At 54.0% G+C, this 16,718-nt stretch carries 16 protein-coding genes and 1 pseudogene; 6 read left to right on the top strand and 11 right to left on the bottom strand.

All coding sequences use genetic code 11. From position 1 onward, the window contains the following. Window positions 1-85 precede the first annotated feature (85 nt). Window positions 86-1,138, bottom strand: coding sequence for a hypothetical protein (locus DWZ82_RS04125; protein WP_118478970.1), 1,053 nt, complete (start codon window positions 1,136-1,138; stop codon window positions 86-88). Window positions 1,139-1,388: 250 nt separating this feature from the next. On the opposite strand from DWZ82_RS04125, the gene DWZ82_RS04120 reads away from it, so the two are divergent. The 6 genes from DWZ82_RS04120 (at window position 1,389) to DWZ82_RS04100 (ending at window position 9,074) form a co-directional block, all read left to right on the top strand. Continuing rightward, window positions 1,389-2,276 (top strand): hypothetical protein, encoded by an 888-nt coding sequence (locus DWZ82_RS04120; RefSeq protein WP_118478968.1) that lies wholly within the window; start codon window positions 1,389-1,391, stop codon window positions 2,274-2,276. Continuing rightward, the gene (locus DWZ82_RS04115) at window positions 2,245-4,005 is read left to right on the top strand and encodes a hypothetical protein (protein ID WP_118478966.1); all 1,761 of its coding nucleotides are present in this window, start codon (window positions 2,245-2,247) and stop codon (window positions 4,003-4,005) included. Before DWZ82_RS04120 ends, DWZ82_RS04115 begins: the two co-directional genes overlap by 32 nt. Before the next feature lie 316 nt (window positions 4,006-4,321). After that, the gene (locus DWZ82_RS04110) at window positions 4,322-5,926 is read left to right on the top strand and encodes a hypothetical protein (RefSeq protein WP_118478964.1); all 1,605 of its coding nucleotides are present in this window, start codon (window positions 4,322-4,324) and stop codon (window positions 5,924-5,926) included. Further along, window positions 5,919-7,115, top strand: coding sequence for a RecQ family ATP-dependent DNA helicase (locus DWZ82_RS04105; protein WP_118478962.1), 1,197 nt, complete (start codon window positions 5,919-5,921; stop codon window positions 7,113-7,115). The genes DWZ82_RS04110 and DWZ82_RS04105 overlap by 8 nt, the downstream gene beginning before the upstream one ends. Window positions 7,116-7,214: 99 nt before the next feature. Beyond that, window positions 7,215-7,364 (top strand): hypothetical protein, encoded by a 150-nt coding sequence (locus tag DWZ82_RS15085; protein ID WP_158575075.1) that lies wholly within the window; start codon window positions 7,215-7,217, stop codon window positions 7,362-7,364. Between the two features lie 12 nt (window positions 7,365-7,376). After that, the gene (locus DWZ82_RS04100) at window positions 7,377-9,074 is read left to right on the top strand and encodes a recombinase family protein (RefSeq protein ID WP_118478960.1); all 1,698 of its coding nucleotides are present in this window, start codon (window positions 7,377-7,379) and stop codon (window positions 9,072-9,074) included. Between the two features lie 52 nt (window positions 9,075-9,126). Here DWZ82_RS04100 and ptsP read toward each other — a convergent pair. From ptsP to DWZ82_RS04050, 10 genes and pseudogenes are all read right to left on the bottom strand, one after another. Then, a pseudogene (gene ptsP / locus DWZ82_RS04095) lies at window positions 9,127-10,776 on the bottom strand (phosphoenolpyruvate--protein phosphotransferase). 12 nt (window positions 10,777-10,788) lie between these two features. Then, window positions 10,789-11,046, bottom strand: coding sequence for an HPr family phosphocarrier protein (locus DWZ82_RS04090; RefSeq protein WP_117489539.1), 258 nt, complete (start codon window positions 11,044-11,046; stop codon window positions 10,789-10,791). Beyond that, the gene (locus DWZ82_RS04085) at window positions 11,033-11,680 is read right to left on the bottom strand and encodes a PHP domain-containing protein (RefSeq protein ID WP_118478958.1); all 648 of its coding nucleotides are present in this window, start codon (window positions 11,678-11,680) and stop codon (window positions 11,033-11,035) included. Before DWZ82_RS04085 ends, DWZ82_RS04090 begins: the two co-directional genes overlap by 14 nt. Window positions 11,681-11,700: 20 nt before the next feature. Continuing rightward, window positions 11,701-11,868 (bottom strand): helix-turn-helix domain-containing protein, encoded by a 168-nt coding sequence (locus tag DWZ82_RS04080; protein ID WP_118478956.1) that lies wholly within the window; start codon window positions 11,866-11,868, stop codon window positions 11,701-11,703. A 19-nt stretch (window positions 11,869-11,887) separates the two neighbouring features. Continuing rightward, complete coding sequence (locus tag DWZ82_RS04075) at window positions 11,888-13,507, bottom strand: Cof-type HAD-IIB family hydrolase (protein ID WP_158575074.1); 1,620 nt, start codon at window positions 13,505-13,507, stop codon at window positions 11,888-11,890. A 13-nt stretch (window positions 13,508-13,520) separates the two neighbouring features. Beyond that, entirely contained in the window at window positions 13,521-13,793 is a 273-nt protein-coding gene (locus tag DWZ82_RS04070; RefSeq protein WP_118478952.1) for a hypothetical protein, read from the bottom strand. Between the two features lie 92 nt (window positions 13,794-13,885). Next, a complete protein-coding gene (locus DWZ82_RS04065) occupies window positions 13,886-14,707 on the bottom strand; it encodes a PTS system mannose/fructose/sorbose family transporter subunit IID (protein WP_117489529.1) in 822 nt (273 codons plus the stop codon). 2 nt (window positions 14,708-14,709) lie between these two features. Continuing rightward, on the bottom strand, window positions 14,710-15,567 hold the full coding sequence (locus DWZ82_RS04060) for a PTS mannose/fructose/sorbose/N-acetylgalactosamine transporter subunit IIC (protein WP_118478950.1): 858 nt from the start codon (window positions 15,565-15,567) through the stop codon (window positions 14,710-14,712). A gap of 40 nt (window positions 15,568-15,607) precedes the next feature. Next, window positions 15,608-16,102, bottom strand: coding sequence for a PTS system mannose/fructose/N-acetylgalactosamine-transporter subunit IIB (locus DWZ82_RS04055; RefSeq protein WP_117489526.1), 495 nt, complete (start codon window positions 16,100-16,102; stop codon window positions 15,608-15,610). Between the two features lie 32 nt (window positions 16,103-16,134). Next, window positions 16,135-16,560, bottom strand: coding sequence for a PTS sugar transporter subunit IIA (locus DWZ82_RS04050; protein ID WP_118478948.1), 426 nt, complete (start codon window positions 16,558-16,560; stop codon window positions 16,135-16,137). Window positions 16,561-16,718: the final 158 nt, after the last annotated feature.

Below are 16,718 nucleotides of genomic sequence, written 5' to 3'. Positions count from 1 at the left end.
GCACGATACGCAGGAGTTTTGTGCGCTCGTGTTCGATGTTGTACGATTCCTATTTTGTTTATTGTACAATTGATAGAAACCTGCATTATTCGTCAAAACCGAACACACTCTGCAGACTCGGCAATGCCCGCTGTTTCCACTTGCGGCCGATTGTTACCGGATTGATCCCGCTTGCGCGCTGATATTTCATCAGCGCATCATACTGCGAGCCGGAAAGTTCCGCGCAAAGCGCACGGCGTGCCTTGCAGGCGCTGCCCATGCGTGAGGTCTGCGCAATCCATGTGCCCAGCCGCTTCCTCTGCACGGATTTTCCCGCTTGGGCAAGCTGCTCCTGCACCGCCGCAAGCGAGTAATATGTTCCCGCCGGAAAGCAGTCCTGCATAGCTTTGCACAGGATACACGATGATTCCTGCAGGAACCGGTACAGCAATTCCGGTGAATACGACAGATCGGTTATGCCGAAGTGCTTTTGCAGCATGGCGGCGCCGTATTTCGCCTCCAGCCGGAGTATACCCTGTGCCTGCTGATAGTCGGTCAGCTGTGCGCTGTAATCGTCCCGCATCTGATCCGCTTTGGAGTACAGCGAGATGGCATACTCCTCTATGCTGTACGTTAAATCGTAGGAATACGCGTATCGAATGGGTCTATTCCGCTTTTTGTTGTCAAACCGCGGATAGGTCTGTTTAAAGCCGTTCGGCACACCGCCTCTGTGCGCTAGCGCAATATATGCGAGCGGGTCCGACGTTTGGGCGTTCACACTGAAATCCACCCGCGCAAACATGAAGGTCTCCGGTGTGCCGAGCTGTGCATCCCGCAGTATATCGCGCAGATTGCAGTCCAGTGTTCTCATATAATCTCGGCACGGGCTGAATAATGCTACTCTCTGTATCTCCATATAGAGCAGCGAATTGAGATTGATTGTTAATTTGATAAAGCCGCAGTTTCGTGCGGCCCGCAGGCTGATCATCACGCCCTGCGGTGCGTACATGTAAAAATAGTATTCATTTTCTGATTTTCGATAGCTGCCTGTTCCATATCTGTCAGACAAGCCATACAGCAGACTGCGATAGCTGCTTACTTCCTCAAGCGGAATCTTCCGCTGTAACGTGATTGTATGTATAGAATGATAAATGTCCATCTCATATACCTTCTTCTTTTATAATTTTATCAGACTGTTGTGCACAGATAAAAAGTTATATCGTCCGAACAATACAGTAATAAACAGTAATCATTCAAGAACGATATTTGTTATACAAGATAGAAATATATAGCAATTACTATCCTGTCAGTTTATACTATAACTGAGAATTGAAAATATCCTATGGATAGATCATTTCTATCCTATAGGATTGGAATAAATATACTTTATATATAGAGGTGATACTCTTATGATTACATTTAAAGAAACTCCTCAATTTCTATCACCTTCCGAATCGTTTAAACTCCGAAAAAATATTCAAGAGGTCGAAGATGATCTGCGGTTTTTCTTTGCTTGGAAACCATCTAAATCTAACGCTAAGACTCTGCCAAATTGGCTTGATAAAAAACTAAAAAAATTTCCGTATCTGCAGAAACATACAAAAAATTTCCTATCTTTTCTGCACACACAAACCTCAACTTTTAACGGAACACAACAATCCTTATACGACATTTTGATCAGCTGTGTCATCACAGACTGGATCATGGCTGCGCTTCAAAAATATGAAAAGCAGTACCGTATAAAAGAATTTCGCACTGTCCTGCACCCACAAACTACTGAAAAGGATCCCCCGAATAACTATATTCTGGAATCCAAAGCCTATTTTGATTGGCTGTTCCCCAACCTATCCGACAGCATCAAAATGTCAAATCTCCGACGCAAACCGCTGCACAGCTATTATAACGACACAGACGACAATTCGTTCCTGCCGCGAACGCTGGACATGGAATTTCTCCAAGCAATAACCGTTCTGTATAACAACTATCTGCGTAAAGGCGATCTGCGCTATATGTTATCACCTGCCTGTTTCCTGCCTCTGATGAAACAGCACCCCTATTTCGTCTATTCACTTGAAAAATATTTTGGTTATTACCAGACACATTGCAAGCGAAATGATTTCTCTCTTTCTACATGTGACGAACTTATTCGTTCTCTATATGATGATTATGATTATTCTCCACATATTTACAATTACTTGCAAGCCTTCTATAGGTCTGTCTGCGTTTCATATACGGATCTTCTATCTTACTATGAGGATTTCTCCATTGTATGTAAAAAAAAATCAGCTACGCTATGATGACTTTGATTTATACGATAATCTTCAGACTGCTCATCAAGACTTCTCTACTTCTTATGAAAATCTTCTGGCCTATTATAACGATTTTCCGGTCGTATGCGAGGATTTGCCAACCTCTTATGACGATATCACAGATTTATATGAAGCCCTTCAAACAGAAACTTCATACGATCTCAAAGATGCAACCCGTGATTACTATTATTCGCTTTTCCAACTTGTTCAGCTGCTGCGAGAATGGCTCCGACTATTTTCCAATCGGTATTACAGTTTCGCATTTCAAGATGAAGGCAACAGCAATTCACTTCTCCGCTTTCAAAACGCCGATGATGCTGTCGCAATCGATCCATTGATATACAACTGCTTTACTACAAAAGAGCGACTTAAGCATTACCGCTTTGCCGTTAATCTTCTCAAAAAGCGTGGTCATTCACTCTCTCCCGACTTGGACAAGCAACTCTATTATTCTTTTTTCTGTACAAGCTATGATGAGGATCGATACAAGATTCTTTGCAGCTTAAAAAAGCAACTACATAAAAACGATATTCCTACCAATATCAGCAAACTATTTTACCTTTGCTTTTCCACTCTTGAATTCGTAGAAAATCCTCAATTCTCCGCATTACGCCAATTCCGTGAACTGGTTTGTTCCCCAGAGATCACGCGACGATTGGCCTATACTTTAAATGAAGCCAGCTTAAAAAAAGTATCCTCGGATTCCAATAAAGATACCGATACCAATCTGCATGTTTATTTGCAAAAACTGCAGACCGCATTGGAATCTGCAAAACGCAGCCATCAGTATGATGATATCTTCTGTACGCTAAGTGCATTGTTCTCGGATTCGAAATCATTTAAAATACCGCCAATTCCATCAAAACTGATGGATAACAAAACATTGAACAAAGAAATCAGCAAATACCGCAAACAGGCACAGGCAGCCAGAAAAGAGCTTCCCTCCTCTGTTGCCTCTTTTGTTGCAGCACTAAATGATTTTACCGCTGACGCACTCGAGCTGTCTCTGGAGCACAAGAAACAACGTCACTCGTATGGATATACCCACCCCTTCTGGTTTCAATGTGAGCCACATGCCCTCGATATGCTTGAAGGGGATCCTCCATCTGTTCCGATACTGTTTGAACCGAATGACTATGTGACCGGACCCTGTACCAAGATGTTTTTTACCCGTCTTCATCGTATCATTTGGCCAAAGGCATCTTCTGATCCAAACACATCTTACTCCACCGCGGACTATTTCATCGGTGCTTTTGTAACAGCGCATCTTCTGGAACAGCAGATGGTCTCTGCTCCATCACCTGCACTTGATGAAGTTTACTTTCCGGGGGATTCTTTTCTGGACGAAGATGAAGAATCTGAAGTTACAAATCTCTGGCTATGGGCACAGAACTTTTTGAAAACCGCGCAATCTTATCCCCAGTATGTGGATAACTATGAAGGACATGCAGCACAAGTACCTCACAAACTGCCGCTGAAGATGTCCGGTACCGATTTTCCATTACTGACCCATACAATCCAATGGTTCTATCCAGAAGATACTCTAACTAACCTGATGTACGATATATTGCTTTCCACAGAAGACAAACTGCTTGATTCATGTTGGTTCTTGTTGCCGTCTGATCAGCTTATCTCACGCGCTGAAGACTATCTTTCAAAAGGTGCTGATTACTGGAACTCCATTCGCCAGAATCAAGATCCTTTTGCGAATGATTAAACATTCCCATTTCCTATTTTTCACTGTGACCGTCTGCCTTGTGCAGACGGTCGTTTTTTTCATAACATAAATTTACCTGCTGTGAGCACACATCTTCTTTTCTCCCTGCTCATATCATTACACATTACATTTCCCGAACAATATTTCTATTTAAAATCGTATTATATCTATTTTTACTTTTTTTCAAAACTAGCTGTTATATTTCCCCTGCTGTGAGCACGTTAACTCGATTGGAGTTCTTTCATTATGTATAATAAAATCACAAACAGCGAAAAACGTTTTTCAAATCATCAACCCCACAAAAAGGAGCAAAATCATGAACAAAGAAGAGCTTATCCGTACCCTTGCCGCGCATGCGGCTGACGCTGTCGTCCTGCTTGAAAAAATCTGGCCCGACGACGCATTTCCCGCCAAGCTCTGCGATCGTGTCGATGCGAGCGATTACTTCATCACGAACCGCGGTGCGGTGATCGCCAGCGACATGCGCGTGCCCTTTCTCGCCGAGCAGGTCGGCGCGGTCGACATTTCGTCCGATGATGTGCACGTACGTTGGAAAATTATCACAGTATACTGGCCGTACCTCCGTCTATCGTACGCCGTCCGCACGACCGCATGGGACAAGAAACCGCGCTTTCCGGGTCTTGATCTCAGCGACCGAGAGGTTGACCTTGTATACGAGATGTGCGACACCTTATCCCGCAATCGTGCGTACATTGAGAAAGATTTTTCGACGGAAAAGACGCTTTTTGCCGACATTCTCAGCAACACGTACGCTGCCAAGTCGCTCGGTGCTTTCGACGAATCCCGATTCATCGAACTGCTGCAGAATGACCCGCTTGTCCTGCCGGTTCTCGAGGCCGTACTGCTCGCAAGCGTATGGAGCGAATCGACACTGGAAAGCGTCCCGAATTTCCTTATGGTTTTCGCACTGCCGAACGCGCAGGCCCTTTCGGTTCGCGAAAACCTCGAGGAACACTTCCATACGGTTGACCTGCTCCGCTCTCCATCTGCACCGTTCGAGCGCCCACTTACGCTGCGCCTCGAAAACAGCCAGCCGCCGGTGTACAGCCCCGCTGCAAGCGGGCGTCTTGTCCTGCTCGAGCCGATCGGAGACGCACCGCGCAAGCTGCTGATTGACACGATCGAACAGCATTCGCGCATTCGGCTGCTTACCAGCAACGCCGAGGCACGCCCGTTTGCCGCGTTCCCCATCGTCATCTCCACGCGTACCTTTCCGGCGGCGTATGCGTACACCGTCACTGTGCCCCAACAGGCACACTCTCTACGCGAGTCCGACGCAGACTGCCTTCGCCTGGCGGCTGCCAAGCTACTGTGCTGCATTTCTGGAGCAGCAGGCACGCTCAACGAGGCCATTGATGATCTTGCCGGCAATCCACACGCCTACCGGCTGAATCTTCCGGAGCGCTGGATTACCATTGCACGGCAGTTTATCCGCCACGCTCTGCTGACCAATGAAAACAGCCGTGCTGCATTCGACCGCATCTCCGGCGAGGCTGAGCGCGTCGCAAAAGAGGCACAGCTTTCCCGCGCAGAAACAATCGATAAGGGTGTTGCCTTCCTGCTCGAGCCGGAGCGTTACAAGGACGCGATCCATCCGCGGCCGCAGTCACTCGAGGAACTTGCTGAGACAACGGCGTTCGAATACACGTATCAGAACAAGCCGCTGCTAGTCTATCATCCCGACCGCTTCGCTGGTCTGCTGCAGCGTGCCGGAGTCGGTCCCGAGCTTGTCGAAGATGTTGTACAGGCATTGAAGGACCGTTCGCTCTGCACGTCTGAAAAGATAAAAATCAACACTGAGGGGGCTGGCAGGCGCTATCTTGCAATTCCAACGAAAAAGTTCATAAATTCCAGCATTCCATCCATTCCGGCGGGCAACGAGGAGGACAATAATGTATAATAAGGATATATATCCTGCACTGCAGACATTCAGTATCGAACATCTGCGCGATGAACAGGAACGTGCACTGACGCCGATTCTTGCCGGACGTGATGTCCTCGTTCGGCTGCGCACCGGCGGCGGAAAGTCGCTGCTGTATCATCTGCCCGCACTGCTCGATGAGCCGGGTTCGCTCACGCTTGTTTTCTCTCCGCTTCGCGCGCTGCAGCGCGATCAAGTACAGGCACTCGAGCGCAGAGGCGTGCACGCCGCCCTGCTGAACTCCGACCTCAGCACGTCCATGCACGCTGATATTCTGCGAGACTTTGCCGCAAACGGCGGCCTTCTCTACCTTGCGCCGGAGCAGCTCCGCCGTGAGGATGTGCGCACCGCACTTGTCGCCGCGCATGTGCGCCGCGTGGTCGTTGACGAGGCGCATATTTTGCCGCAGGTCGAGCACGCCTTTCGCAAGGATTACCGCCGTATCGGGCCGTTCATCGAGTCGCTGCCCAAGCACCCGCAGGTGCTGGCGTTCACCGCGACCGCCACGGTGTCTGACCTCAACTACATCGCCGAGCGGCTGTGTATGCGCGACCCTAAGCGTCTGCTGTTTCCGGTTCGTCGGAAGAATGTCAAAATTTATGTCAAGAAAATTACCATCCGCGATAAGACCGGAAAGACCCGCAAACTGCAGAACGCGCGGCTCATCATGCTGGACAATGTACTGCGTAAGTACCGCAAGCACGGTGCCACGATCATCTACTGCCCACGCGTCAAGGATGCCAAGCGCACCACCAAATGGCTGCGTTCTCGTGACTATCCAGTGAAGGCTTATTACGGCAAAATGAAACGCTGCAAACGCGCCCACGTGCAGGACTACTTTCTGACGAAAAAGCGCCCGATCATCGTAGCTACGAACGCCTTCGGTCTGGGCATTGACCGTCCTGACGTGCGTCTGGTCGTGCACGCCGGACTGCCCATCGGCATTGACGCGTACACGCAGGAAATCGGCCGCGCCGGACGCGACGGAAAGAAAGCTCGCGCCGTACTGCTCTACGCGCCGTCGGACGAGTATGTGGTGAAAAACCTTATCCACAGCAGCCGCGACCCCGAAACCGTTTCCCGCGGCAAAAAGCGTCTGAAGGCGCTAAAAAAGGTTCTGCGCGAGCCGAACAAGGTGTGGAAGGGTATCACGAAGTACTTTCGATAAGCGTATCAACCACGCCTGTCATTGATATAATATTTATATGTATGAATGATTAAACCGCCCGCATCACGGCAATCCTAACTACCAGAAGGAGGAATTTCCATGACCAACAATTTCCTGTGTGCGCAGATCTACCAGATTCTCGCACTCAACGACGAAATGCTGAGGAGCGGCTGCATCACCCGCGACGAGCACGATTTTGTCCGCCATGTGCAGACGGACAAGCTGACCCGGCTGCACAGCACGCCGTAAGGAGGCCGCCCAATGGACGTCCGCAGACTGGACGAAATGCAGGCACAGGGCCGCAGTATTTTCGATACCGAGCTTGCTGTGGCGTACTACGCCCGCGTTTCGACCGACAAAGACGAGCAGATCAACAGTCTCGGCAACCAGAAACGCTATTTTGAGGACTATATCGCCGCAAATCCGCACTGGACATTCGCCGGAGGCTATGTGGATGAGGGTATCAGCGGCACGTCTGTCGAGGGACGCGAGCAGTTCCTCAAAATGGTGGAGGATGCCAAGCGCGGCCGCTTTGACCTCATCGTCACCAAGGAAATCAGCCGTTTCGCCAGAAATACACTCGACAGTCTGCGCTACACGCGTGAGCTGCTGCGCTGCGGCGTGGGCGTGTACTTTCAGAACGACAACATCAACACCTTTGACAAGGATGCCGAACTGCGGCTCACCATCATGTCCTCCATCGCGCAGGACGAGGTGCGCAAGCTGTCCGAGCGCACGCGCTTCGGCTTTAAGCGTGCGCAGGAGAACAGCGTGCTGCTTGGACAGAACAATCTGTTCGGGTACAACAAGGTTGACGGGCGATTGGAGATTGTCGAGCCGGAAGCCGCCGTCGTCCGTGAGGTGTTCGAGCGCTATGCCGCCGGGGACCTCGGTCTTCGCGCCATTGCCAACAACCTGGACAGCCGCGGTATACGCGGACGGCAGGGCAAGCCGCTTACCTACTCCACGCTGTACGGCATGATCCGCAACCCGAAATACAAGGGCTGCTATGCCGGTCGGCGGTACGCCTCGCGCGACTACCGCGACAAACGCAGCTACCGCCTGAGTGCAGACAAATGGCTCGTGCATAAGGACGACCGTGTGCCTGCCATCGTGCCCGAAGCACTGTGGGAGCAGGCTAACCGTCTGCTTGCCTCACGCGGCAAGACCATGAAGGCGCACGCGCAGGCATCTCAGAATCGCTACGCCTACAGCGGCAAGCTGATCTGTGCCAGGCACGGCACAACTTTCCACAGGCATGTGTATAAAAGCAAAAGCCGCGGCGAAATGGAGTGCTGGAACTGCAGGCTGTACCGTGAAAAGGGCAAAACCGGCGGCTGCAATTCCCCGACGGTTTACAGCCACGAGCTGGACCGCATTTTGGAGCGCGTGTTCGAGCAGGTGACGGACGAGCGCTCAGCCGCCGTGCAGGAGTACATCGACAATCTCCGCGCCTTTGCCGCCCGGCAGGACAACGCACCTGCGCTTGCTCAAGTCGAGCGGGAAATCGAAACCGTCACCAAACGCAAGGACAAGCTGCTCGATCTGGTGCTTGCGGGTGCGCTCTCCAACGACGAATTCAAACAGCGCAACGAGGCCTGCAACGAGCAGCTTGCCGCCCTCGAGCAGCAGCGAACAGAACTACAGAACGCAGACAAGACACTGGAAGAACGTATCCGGCGGGTGGAAAACCTGCGCCGCACCATCGAGGAACGGTGGCAGATGAGCTGCGGGTTCTCGCGTGAGATGTCCAAGGCGCTCGTTGACCATATCGTCGTGGACTCGGACGAGAGCAAAACCCGTATCTCGCTCGATATTTTCCTCACCACCGGTGCAGAGCCGATCGTATCTGAGACGCAAACCTCTAACGCGCAGCTGCAAATGCGCTTTCAGCGGGCGCGATCCGGTTATCAGGGTGAGTACACGGTGACGTATCTCGTGCGCTGGCATTTGGAATAAAAAGCAGTGATACCTTTCCAATTTGGAAGCATATCACTGCTTTTATCCTTTTTTACAATTCCAGCGGAGCCAGTGTTGTCGTATCAATCGAGCGAATCGCCGACCGCAGCGGCAGCACCGCCGACGGCGAAACCGAAAGCTCGTCGATACCCATCGACAGGAAGGTTTCGGTCAACTCCGCGTCCGCGCCGAGTTCGCCGCAAATGCCGATCCAGATTCCGGCCTTGTGCGCGTTCTCGGCTGCCATGCGGAGCATACGCAGTACCGCCGGATGGTGCGCGTCAAAAAACCGGTCGAGACCCACACCCTGCCGGTCAACCGCCAGCGTGTACTGCGTCAGATCGTTCGTGCCGACCGAGAAAAAGTCCACCTCACGCGCCAGCTCTGCACTCATCATGACGGCGGCCGGTGTCTCGATCATAATGCCGAGCTCGACCTTGTCCGCCATCGGTACACCTTCTTCCGCGAGTTCCGCACGGATATTGCGGCAGATACGCTTGATCTCCTGCACCTCCCAGACCGAGGTAATCATCGGGAACATAATCGCGATTTTGCCGTAAGCCGATGCGCGGTACAGCGCCCGCAGCTGTGTGCGGAACACCTCGGGACGCGTCAGGCAGATGCGGATGGCACGCAGGCCCATTGCAGGGTTTTCTTCTTTATCGAGGTGGAAATAGTCCGCCTGCTTGTCCGCGCCGATGTCCAGCGTGCGGATGATAACACGTTTGCCGCCCATACGCTCCGCGACCGTCTTATAAGCCTTGAACTGCTCGTCCTCGGTCGGATAGTCGCTGCCCTGCAGGTACAGAAATTCCGAGCGGAACAGGCCGATGCCGCCGCCGTCATTCTGCAGAACCGCATCAATATCTGCCGGAGAGCCGATATTTCAGTAGACCATCACATTCCGGCCGTCCTTGGTCACATTCGGCTTGCCCTTGAGTTGATCGAGCAGTTCTTTCAGCACCTTCTCCTTGGCCTGCTTTTTGAGCAGACGCTCGCGCTCGGCATCATCCGGCTCGATAACCGCCTCACCGGTCTGGCCGTCAATGATGGCGTACTTGCCCTCCATTTCCGGCTGCAGCGCATCTCCTGCACTGATAATGGCCGGAATGCCCATCGTGCGGGCCAGAATCGCCGTGTGCGAGTTGGCCGAGCCCGCCGAGGTGATAAAGCCGAGGATGAGCGACTTGTCCAGCTGCACGGTCTCGCTCGGCGCAAGATCATCTGCCGCCACGATACACGGCACATCGGACACGATGCCGCTTTCGCCTTCGCCGGTCAGAATGCCGATCACCCGCGTGGAAATATCGCGGATATCCGCTGCACGCGCCTGCATGTAGCTGTCGTCCATCGCAGCAAACATTTCCGCGAACTGTGCACCGGTGTCGCTGACGGCGGCCTCGGCGTTTACACGGTCATTCTCAATCATACCCTCGATGCTCTCCACGAAATCCAGATCGTCCAGCATCATCTGGTGCGCCTCGAACAGCATTGCCGCGTCCTCACCGGCCTCAGCGAGCGCTTTGTCGTACAGCTTTGCGAGCTGCTCCTTCGCCGTCTCCCGCGCTGCGCGGAATCGCTCCAGCTCTGCCGCAGTATCGCTCACCTCATGGCGCGGAATGACGCCGCTTGCTCTGCGGTAAAAGCTGATCGGGCCTGCCGCTACGCCTTTGGATACGCCTTTGCCGAAAATCTGCTCCATCTCGCTCACTCCTTACAGGTTCGCCTTGAAAAATGCCTCGATCTGCGCTGCCGCTTCCGCTTCGTCCTCGCCTTCCACTTCCACGCGAACGGTGTTGCCGTGCTTGATGCCCATGCCCATGATGGCGATCAGGCGGCGTGCATCCGCTTTTTTATCGCCGAAATGCAGGAAAACCTTGCTCTTGAACTTCGCGGCCTCCTTCGCCAGCATGCCTGCCGGACGTGCATGAATGCCAATGGAATCCGTAATGGTGTACTCAAATGCTGTCATGATGAAAACTCCTTTTTTCTTCATTCAAATGGTGGATTGCGGCGAGAAATGCCGCTGCAACCTGCGGTTCGTGTCCATAAAAGTCCACTGCACCCGGTCGATACGGCGGCTTGTCCTCGCTGAGAAATCCGCTGCCGCCGGTGACGATCAAACCGTGTCTGCGTGTCAGTGTGTGATACCGCGCGGTATCTGCTCGGCTGTGACTGCCGTATGCTGCAATGCCGTCGAATGCCGCCACCGGAAAGGTGTCGTCCATCTCATTCGGCGGCACGAGCACGGCCAGTCCGCCTGCTTCGTGAATCGTGTGAATCGCCTGCTCGGCTGCAAACGACTGCACCGAATCGTTCCGCGTCCGCTCAATCTCGAGCAGCGCCGGACAGGTGATGTCAATGCCGATGCCGAGCGTGAGAAAATCCTGTTCCCGCCAACGGCAGTCGAGTTCAATGCCGGGCACAATGCGCACACCGAGCTGTGCGCCACGCCAGATGCATTCCGGCACACCGCTGACCGCCCGCCGGTCGGTCAAAGCCGCCAGCGTCAGCCGTTCCTCACAGCAGCGTTCGGCCAGTGCACGCGGCGAAAGCTCACCACCTGCAGTCAGGCTGCTGTGGATTTGCAGATCGGTTTGTGCCATGAAAAGACCTCCGACAAGGTTCAGGATACGGGAAGGATTTCGGAAGGACAGGCCGCGCCCTCCGGGATAAACCAGCGCTGATGCACGCGTACCGCGCCGAGAATCTCACGGTTTTCGCAAAGCTGCCGCAGCTCGGCGGCGGAAATGTGCCATAAAACCGCAGCTTCCGGAATGGTCATAAACGGCATGTCTCTTCCTCCTCTTGTGTTATTTGAATAGGTGATAGACCGCCTGTGCCACGCCATCGTGGTCGCAGTCTGCAGTGATGTATTTTGCCAGATCCTTGAGCGCTGCATCCGCGTTGCCCATCGCCACCGGCATCCCGACTGCGCGGAGCATTTCCGCGTCATTGTCGCTGTCACCGATGGCGACCATTTCAGCGGGCGTCACGCCGAACATCTCGCCTAAGCGAGTGAGTGCGCGTCCCTTATCCGCACCGGCCGGCAGAATCTCAAAGTTGTCCGAGCCTGAGCTTGTAATCGTTAGACCCGGCAGCGGCCGAATCTCCGCAAGCGCCTGCTCGAGCACCTCGCGTTCGCCGAGTGCGTACACCTTGGTGACGTTCAGATGGTTTTTCCGAATCTCACCGGCGATGTCCTCCACGACAATTTTATTCGCATGAAAGCCCTCTACGCGGTAATTTGCGACAAAATCGCGGTTAGAATATTCATTGATATAGATTTTGCTGCCAACATAGATCATCACGCGCACCGGCCGGCTCTGCACCGCCTCGACCACCTTTGCGCCGATTTCGCACGGCATGTCCCAGCTTTGCAGAATGCGCTCATCCGATGCAGTGGCAATCGCCGTGCCGCCCGCCGTGACCATCAAATCCTCGCAGGGCAGCTCACGGGCGAACTCCGCCGCTTCGCCGACAATGCGTCCGGTCGAGAGCACAACGTGTACGCCGCGTTCCTTGACCCACCGGAGCGCCTGTTTGACCTCGGGCGTTACCTCCTTGCGGGAGTTCAGCAGTGTGCCGTCCAGATCGAGCGCGAGCAAACGGTATTTCATGCCTGTACCTCCCCCGATATGGCGATAAATGGCGCACGCCACGCCGTCCTCGTCGCACGAAGCGGTCACTTCGTCGGCGGCTGCCCGTGCAATCGGAGAAGCGTTGCCCACTGCAATGCCCAGTCCGGCGGCGCGGAGCAGCGGCGCGTCAATGTCGTGATCACCGAGCGCCATCACCTCATTGGGCGAGATGTGCAGCGAATCGCACAGCACATGCATGGCCGTGTCCTTGCCCGCGCCTGCCGGTATGACCTCCAGATATTCGTCCTTGGAGCGCACAAGCGTCATCGGCAGGTGCTTTGCCTCCAGTACCGGAAGCATTTCGTCAATCTGCGATTTCTCGCCCATGCAGAGCAGTTTGTGCGCGCCTGCGTCGCCCCAGTCTGCAAACAGCGTCTCCAGCGGCGCGACGGTCGGCTGTACGCCGGTTATCTGCGCCTCGGCGCGGCTCCACTCGTCCTTGGCGGAAATGAGCCAGTCGAGATCGCGGTAAACGCTCAAGTGGATACCTCTCGCCTGTGTTTCCTGCAGGACAGCCTGCGCACATGCGCGGGTCAGGCGGCTGTCCGCCAGCCGGTTTTCGCCCGAGAGAATAAGTCCTCCGCCGCAGCACACCAGCGGTCCATCCACGCCGAGCGCATCCCGAATCGGGAACACCGCCCGCGGCGGTCGTGCGCTCATCAGGCAGATGGTCACGCCGTTCTTCGCCGCAAACTGCACAGCCTCGCGGTTGGCGAGCGGCAGCTTGTGCGCCGAATTCAGAAGCGTGCCGTCAATATCCATGCACAGCAACCGATATTGTTGTTGATTCATTGCATTTCTTCCTTTATGCCTGCTCTGCCGCCGACAAAATGTTGGCGACATTGCGGTTTCCGTTGCGGATGCCCAGTCCGATCACAGCCGCGCAGACCGCGCACACCAGCGCGATAATTACGCCGCATACGCCGCCCGCAAAGCGCAATCCGCTGCCCGCGATGCCCCACCATGCCAGCACCGCCGCGCAGGAGGAGAGCAGTATAGCGATTCGCTTCCAGAGGGAAAGCTGCCGAAGGGCCTGCTGCTGCTGTTTGGCCTCGTGCAGTAATGCGGTCTTGTTCATTGAGAAAACTCCTTTCCTGTACGGCGGCCGCTGAACGATTTCGTTCAGCGGCCAGAGGGGTGAAAGTGTGATATAGTCTGAGTGAAACGATTTTAGTATGCAAGCTGCGGATCAAAGAATCCAACCAGCACGCCGACCAGCGCAATGCCGACCAGCACGAGCATAACGGTCGTCGGTGCCATTTTCTTCTTACTCATCAGCCAATAACAGAGCATAACGGTAGCCAGCGGCAGCATCTTGGGGAATATGGTATCCAGCACATCCTTCTGGAGCGATATATCACCGGGCAGGACGAGCGGCGTCGTGATCGAGATCCAGCTTGCAGCAACCGCGCCGATAACGACCGTGCCGAGCATGATGATGCTCTCGCGGATGGCGTTCGCCTTTTCACCGACGATCATCTCAACGGCCTTGCCGCCGAGCTCATAGCCCTTGAAATACAGCAGGCGCATGCCGAGCGTCAGAATGACATTGTACGCGATGATGTAGAAGATCGCGCCGAGCGGCGAGCCGCCAGAGGATAAGCCGAGCGCAACGCCCAGCAGAATCGGAATCAGCGTGCCGACCAGCAGGCTGTCACCGATACCGGCCACCGGTCCCATCAGACCGGCGCGAATGCCGTTGATCATCTCGCCGTCGATGTCCTCGCCGTTGGCCTTGGCTTCTTCCAGACCGGCGGTCATGCCGACGATGACGGTGCCCAGCTGCGGCTCGGTGTTGAAGAATGCGGAATAAGTCTTGAGGGCTTCGGTCTGCTCCTCCTTGGTGTCGTACAGCTCCTCTACCAGCGGCAGCATGGCGCACAGGTAGCCGAACGTCTGCATATGCTCCTGCGAAAAGCAGGTCAGATGGCCGTAAAACCAGTTGCGGAACGATTTGTTCAGCGCTTTCTTGGAAAGTTTCTTTTCTGCCATGATCAAATCTCCTCCTCATCGTCGTCAAATTCCGCTGCGGCAGCAGATGCAGCTGCGGGAGCGGCTTTCTGCAAAGCAAGGATCTTAATGCGGTAGTTGATGACCGCAAAGAAACCGCCGACGATAGATGCCGCGATCAGGTTAAGGCCCATGCACGCGGCCAGCGTGAAGCCGAATACGAATACCAGAATATCAACCGGCTTGGTCGCAACCTGCTTGAGCAGGATGGCGATACCGACTGCCGGAAGCAGCGAGCCGACGGTGAACAGTGTTTTCATTGCAACGCCGTCCATTGGCAGGTAGGCCTTCATCAGATCTACCATACTGGTGCCGACCTTGGTGATGATAAACGTCGGAATAAACGAGCACAGGATGTGGGAAATCCACGGGAGACCCATATCGACCACATACAGCTTGCGCAGATCGCCCTTTTCCAGAGCGCGCCAGCCCATATGCTGCCAAACGAGGTTTACGGTAGCTGTTCCGTAGAACAGCACGGTGCCGATGGTGCCGACAGCCGAACCGAGCGTTACCGCCATTGCCTGTCCCTCAGCGGATGCGGGATTGAGACCCATGGAATGCACGGCAACCATGGAAAGCGGAATGCCGATGTAAGAGATCGCGCGAACGTCAGCGGAAACCGTGCCGCCCGGCGTTACCAGTGCGATGTATACGACCTGAATGGCCGCGCCGAGATAAATGCCCGTCTGTACATTGCCCATGATGAGGCCGACGATCAGACCCGCTACCAACGGACGGCCCAGTGTGTAGTTACCGAACACCGTACCGCCCAGACCGGGCATGGATGCCAGACATGCGAGCAATCCGAACAATGCAGCCTGCCAAACTTGAACTTGCATAAGTTCTCCCTCTTTTCTTTTTTATTTTGTGAAATAGAATTTAGTAGCCGAACTGACCGCGGAACTTCTTCCAGTTGCCGATGGCGGCCTCCTTGATGAGCGCGAACTCTACTTCGTAGCCCTTCTGCATAATGGCCTCGAGTGCGTCCGCCTCCGGCTGGGTGATCGCCTGATTGTTGCCCAGCTTAGTCGCGCCCGGGCGGTCGTTGCACGGTCCGATGATAACCGTCTTTACCTCACCGGGATCAAAGCCGTCGTCCACGAGGATGCTCTTCATCGTGATCGGGTCCTTGGTGATGAGGAAGTAGCGATCCTTGCTGGCGAGCACCTTGCCGCACTTGGCGCGCCACTCGTCGAGCGTCCACACGAAAGTTTTCTTGTCGCTTGCGTTCTTGTACGCCGCCTTGAGCACCGGCGTGGTAGCCGCCTTGTCGTTTACGGCAATGAGGCCGTCGCAGGGATACTCGAGCGCCCAGCGCGTGCAGGTCTGGCCGTGGATCATACGGTCGTCAACACGAATAAAAGAGATTGACATAACTTTTTCCTCCTTATACTACTCTATTGTGGTTAAATATCGTCGTCTTCATCGCCGCCGAGATCAAACCGCTTGATCTGGTCCTTGGCCTCGCCGGTCAGTTCCTGTTCCAGCTCATCGAGCGGTGTCTCCGCATCCGCGAAGGCGGCCGTCAGCACGAGCGGCAGGTTCATGCCGCCGATGGCAAGCGTTTTGCCCAGCAGACCCTTTTCGGTGAGCACATCGAGTGCAGTTGTCAGCTGCGAACCGCCGATGATGTCCGCCGTGAGGATGATCTCGTCCTCTGTGGTAATGTCCTTAACCAGCTCTGCGAAGTTGACACGGAAGGTGTCCACATCCATGCCGTCGAGCAGGCTGGTCGAGCGGATGTCCTCGCGGTCGCTGCCTGCCATCATGCCGAGCGCGTTGTGCAGACCCGGTGCAAAGGTGCCGTGACTGACCAAAATCAGATATCTCATTTTCCGTTCCCTCTTTCCTGTTTGTTGAGCATAGTATACCGGATTTGAGGAAGCGTGAAATCTGTATTTTGTCATGACCCTCGTGTGATAATCGTCCTGTTTTTCTATGACAAATGTCATGCTGATTATCAAAATATGCAAATAAAATGCGCTCTGTC

Origin of the sequence: Butyricicoccus sp. AF35-5AC (assembly GCF_003477715.1) — a bacterium.
Taxonomy (GTDB): domain Bacteria; phylum Bacillota; class Clostridia; order Oscillospirales; family Butyricicoccaceae; genus Agathobaculum; species Agathobaculum butyriciproducens.
The sequence above is the reverse complement of the archived record's forward strand: the minus strand, read 5'-3'. Positions and strand labels throughout refer to the sequence as shown.

Bases quoted from the DNA above. Each gene is read 5' to 3' on its own strand.
- DWZ82_RS04100 (WP_118478960.1), top strand. From the start codon at position 7,377: ATGGACGTCCGCAGACTGGACGAAATGCAGGCACAGGGCCGCAGTATT.
- DWZ82_RS04120 (WP_118478968.1), top strand. From the start codon at position 1,389: ATGATTACATTTAAAGAAACTCCTCAATTTCTATCACCTTCCGAATCG.
- DWZ82_RS04110 (WP_118478964.1), top strand. From the start codon at position 4,322: ATGAACAAAGAAGAGCTTATCCGTACCCTTGCCGCGCATGCGGCTGAC.
- DWZ82_RS04050 (WP_118478948.1), bottom strand. From the start codon at position 16,560: ATGAGATATCTGATTTTGGTCAGTCACGGCACCTTTGCACCGGGTCTG.
- DWZ82_RS04090 (WP_117489539.1), bottom strand. From the start codon at position 11,046: ATGACAGCATTTGAGTACACCATTACGGATTCCATTGGCATTCATGCA.
- DWZ82_RS15085 (WP_158575075.1), top strand. From the start codon at position 7,215: ATGACCAACAATTTCCTGTGTGCGCAGATCTACCAGATTCTCGCACTC.
- DWZ82_RS04125 (WP_118478970.1), bottom strand. From the start codon at position 1,138: ATGGACATTTATCATTCTATACATACAATCACGTTACAGCGGAAGATT.
- DWZ82_RS04060 (WP_118478950.1), bottom strand. From the start codon at position 15,567: ATGCAAGTTCAAGTTTGGCAGGCTGCATTGTTCGGATTGCTCGCATGT.
- DWZ82_RS04075 (WP_158575074.1), bottom strand. From the start codon at position 13,507: ATGAATCAACAACAATATCGGTTGCTGTGCATGGATATTGACGGCACG.
- DWZ82_RS04105 (WP_118478962.1), top strand. From the start codon at position 5,919: ATGTATAATAAGGATATATATCCTGCACTGCAGACATTCAGTATCGAA.
- DWZ82_RS04055 (WP_117489526.1), bottom strand. From the start codon at position 16,102: ATGTCAATCTCTTTTATTCGTGTTGACGACCGTATGATCCACGGCCAG.
- DWZ82_RS04085 (WP_118478958.1), bottom strand. From the start codon at position 11,680: ATGGCACAAACCGATCTGCAAATCCACAGCAGCCTGACTGCAGGTGGT.
- DWZ82_RS04080 (WP_118478956.1), bottom strand. From the start codon at position 11,868: ATGCCGTTTATGACCATTCCGGAAGCTGCGGTTTTATGGCACATTTCC.
- DWZ82_RS04065 (WP_117489529.1), bottom strand. From the start codon at position 14,707: ATGGCAGAAAAGAAACTTTCCAAGAAAGCGCTGAACAAATCGTTCCGC.
- DWZ82_RS04070 (WP_118478952.1), bottom strand. From the start codon at position 13,793: ATGAACAAGACCGCATTACTGCACGAGGCCAAACAGCAGCAGCAGGCC.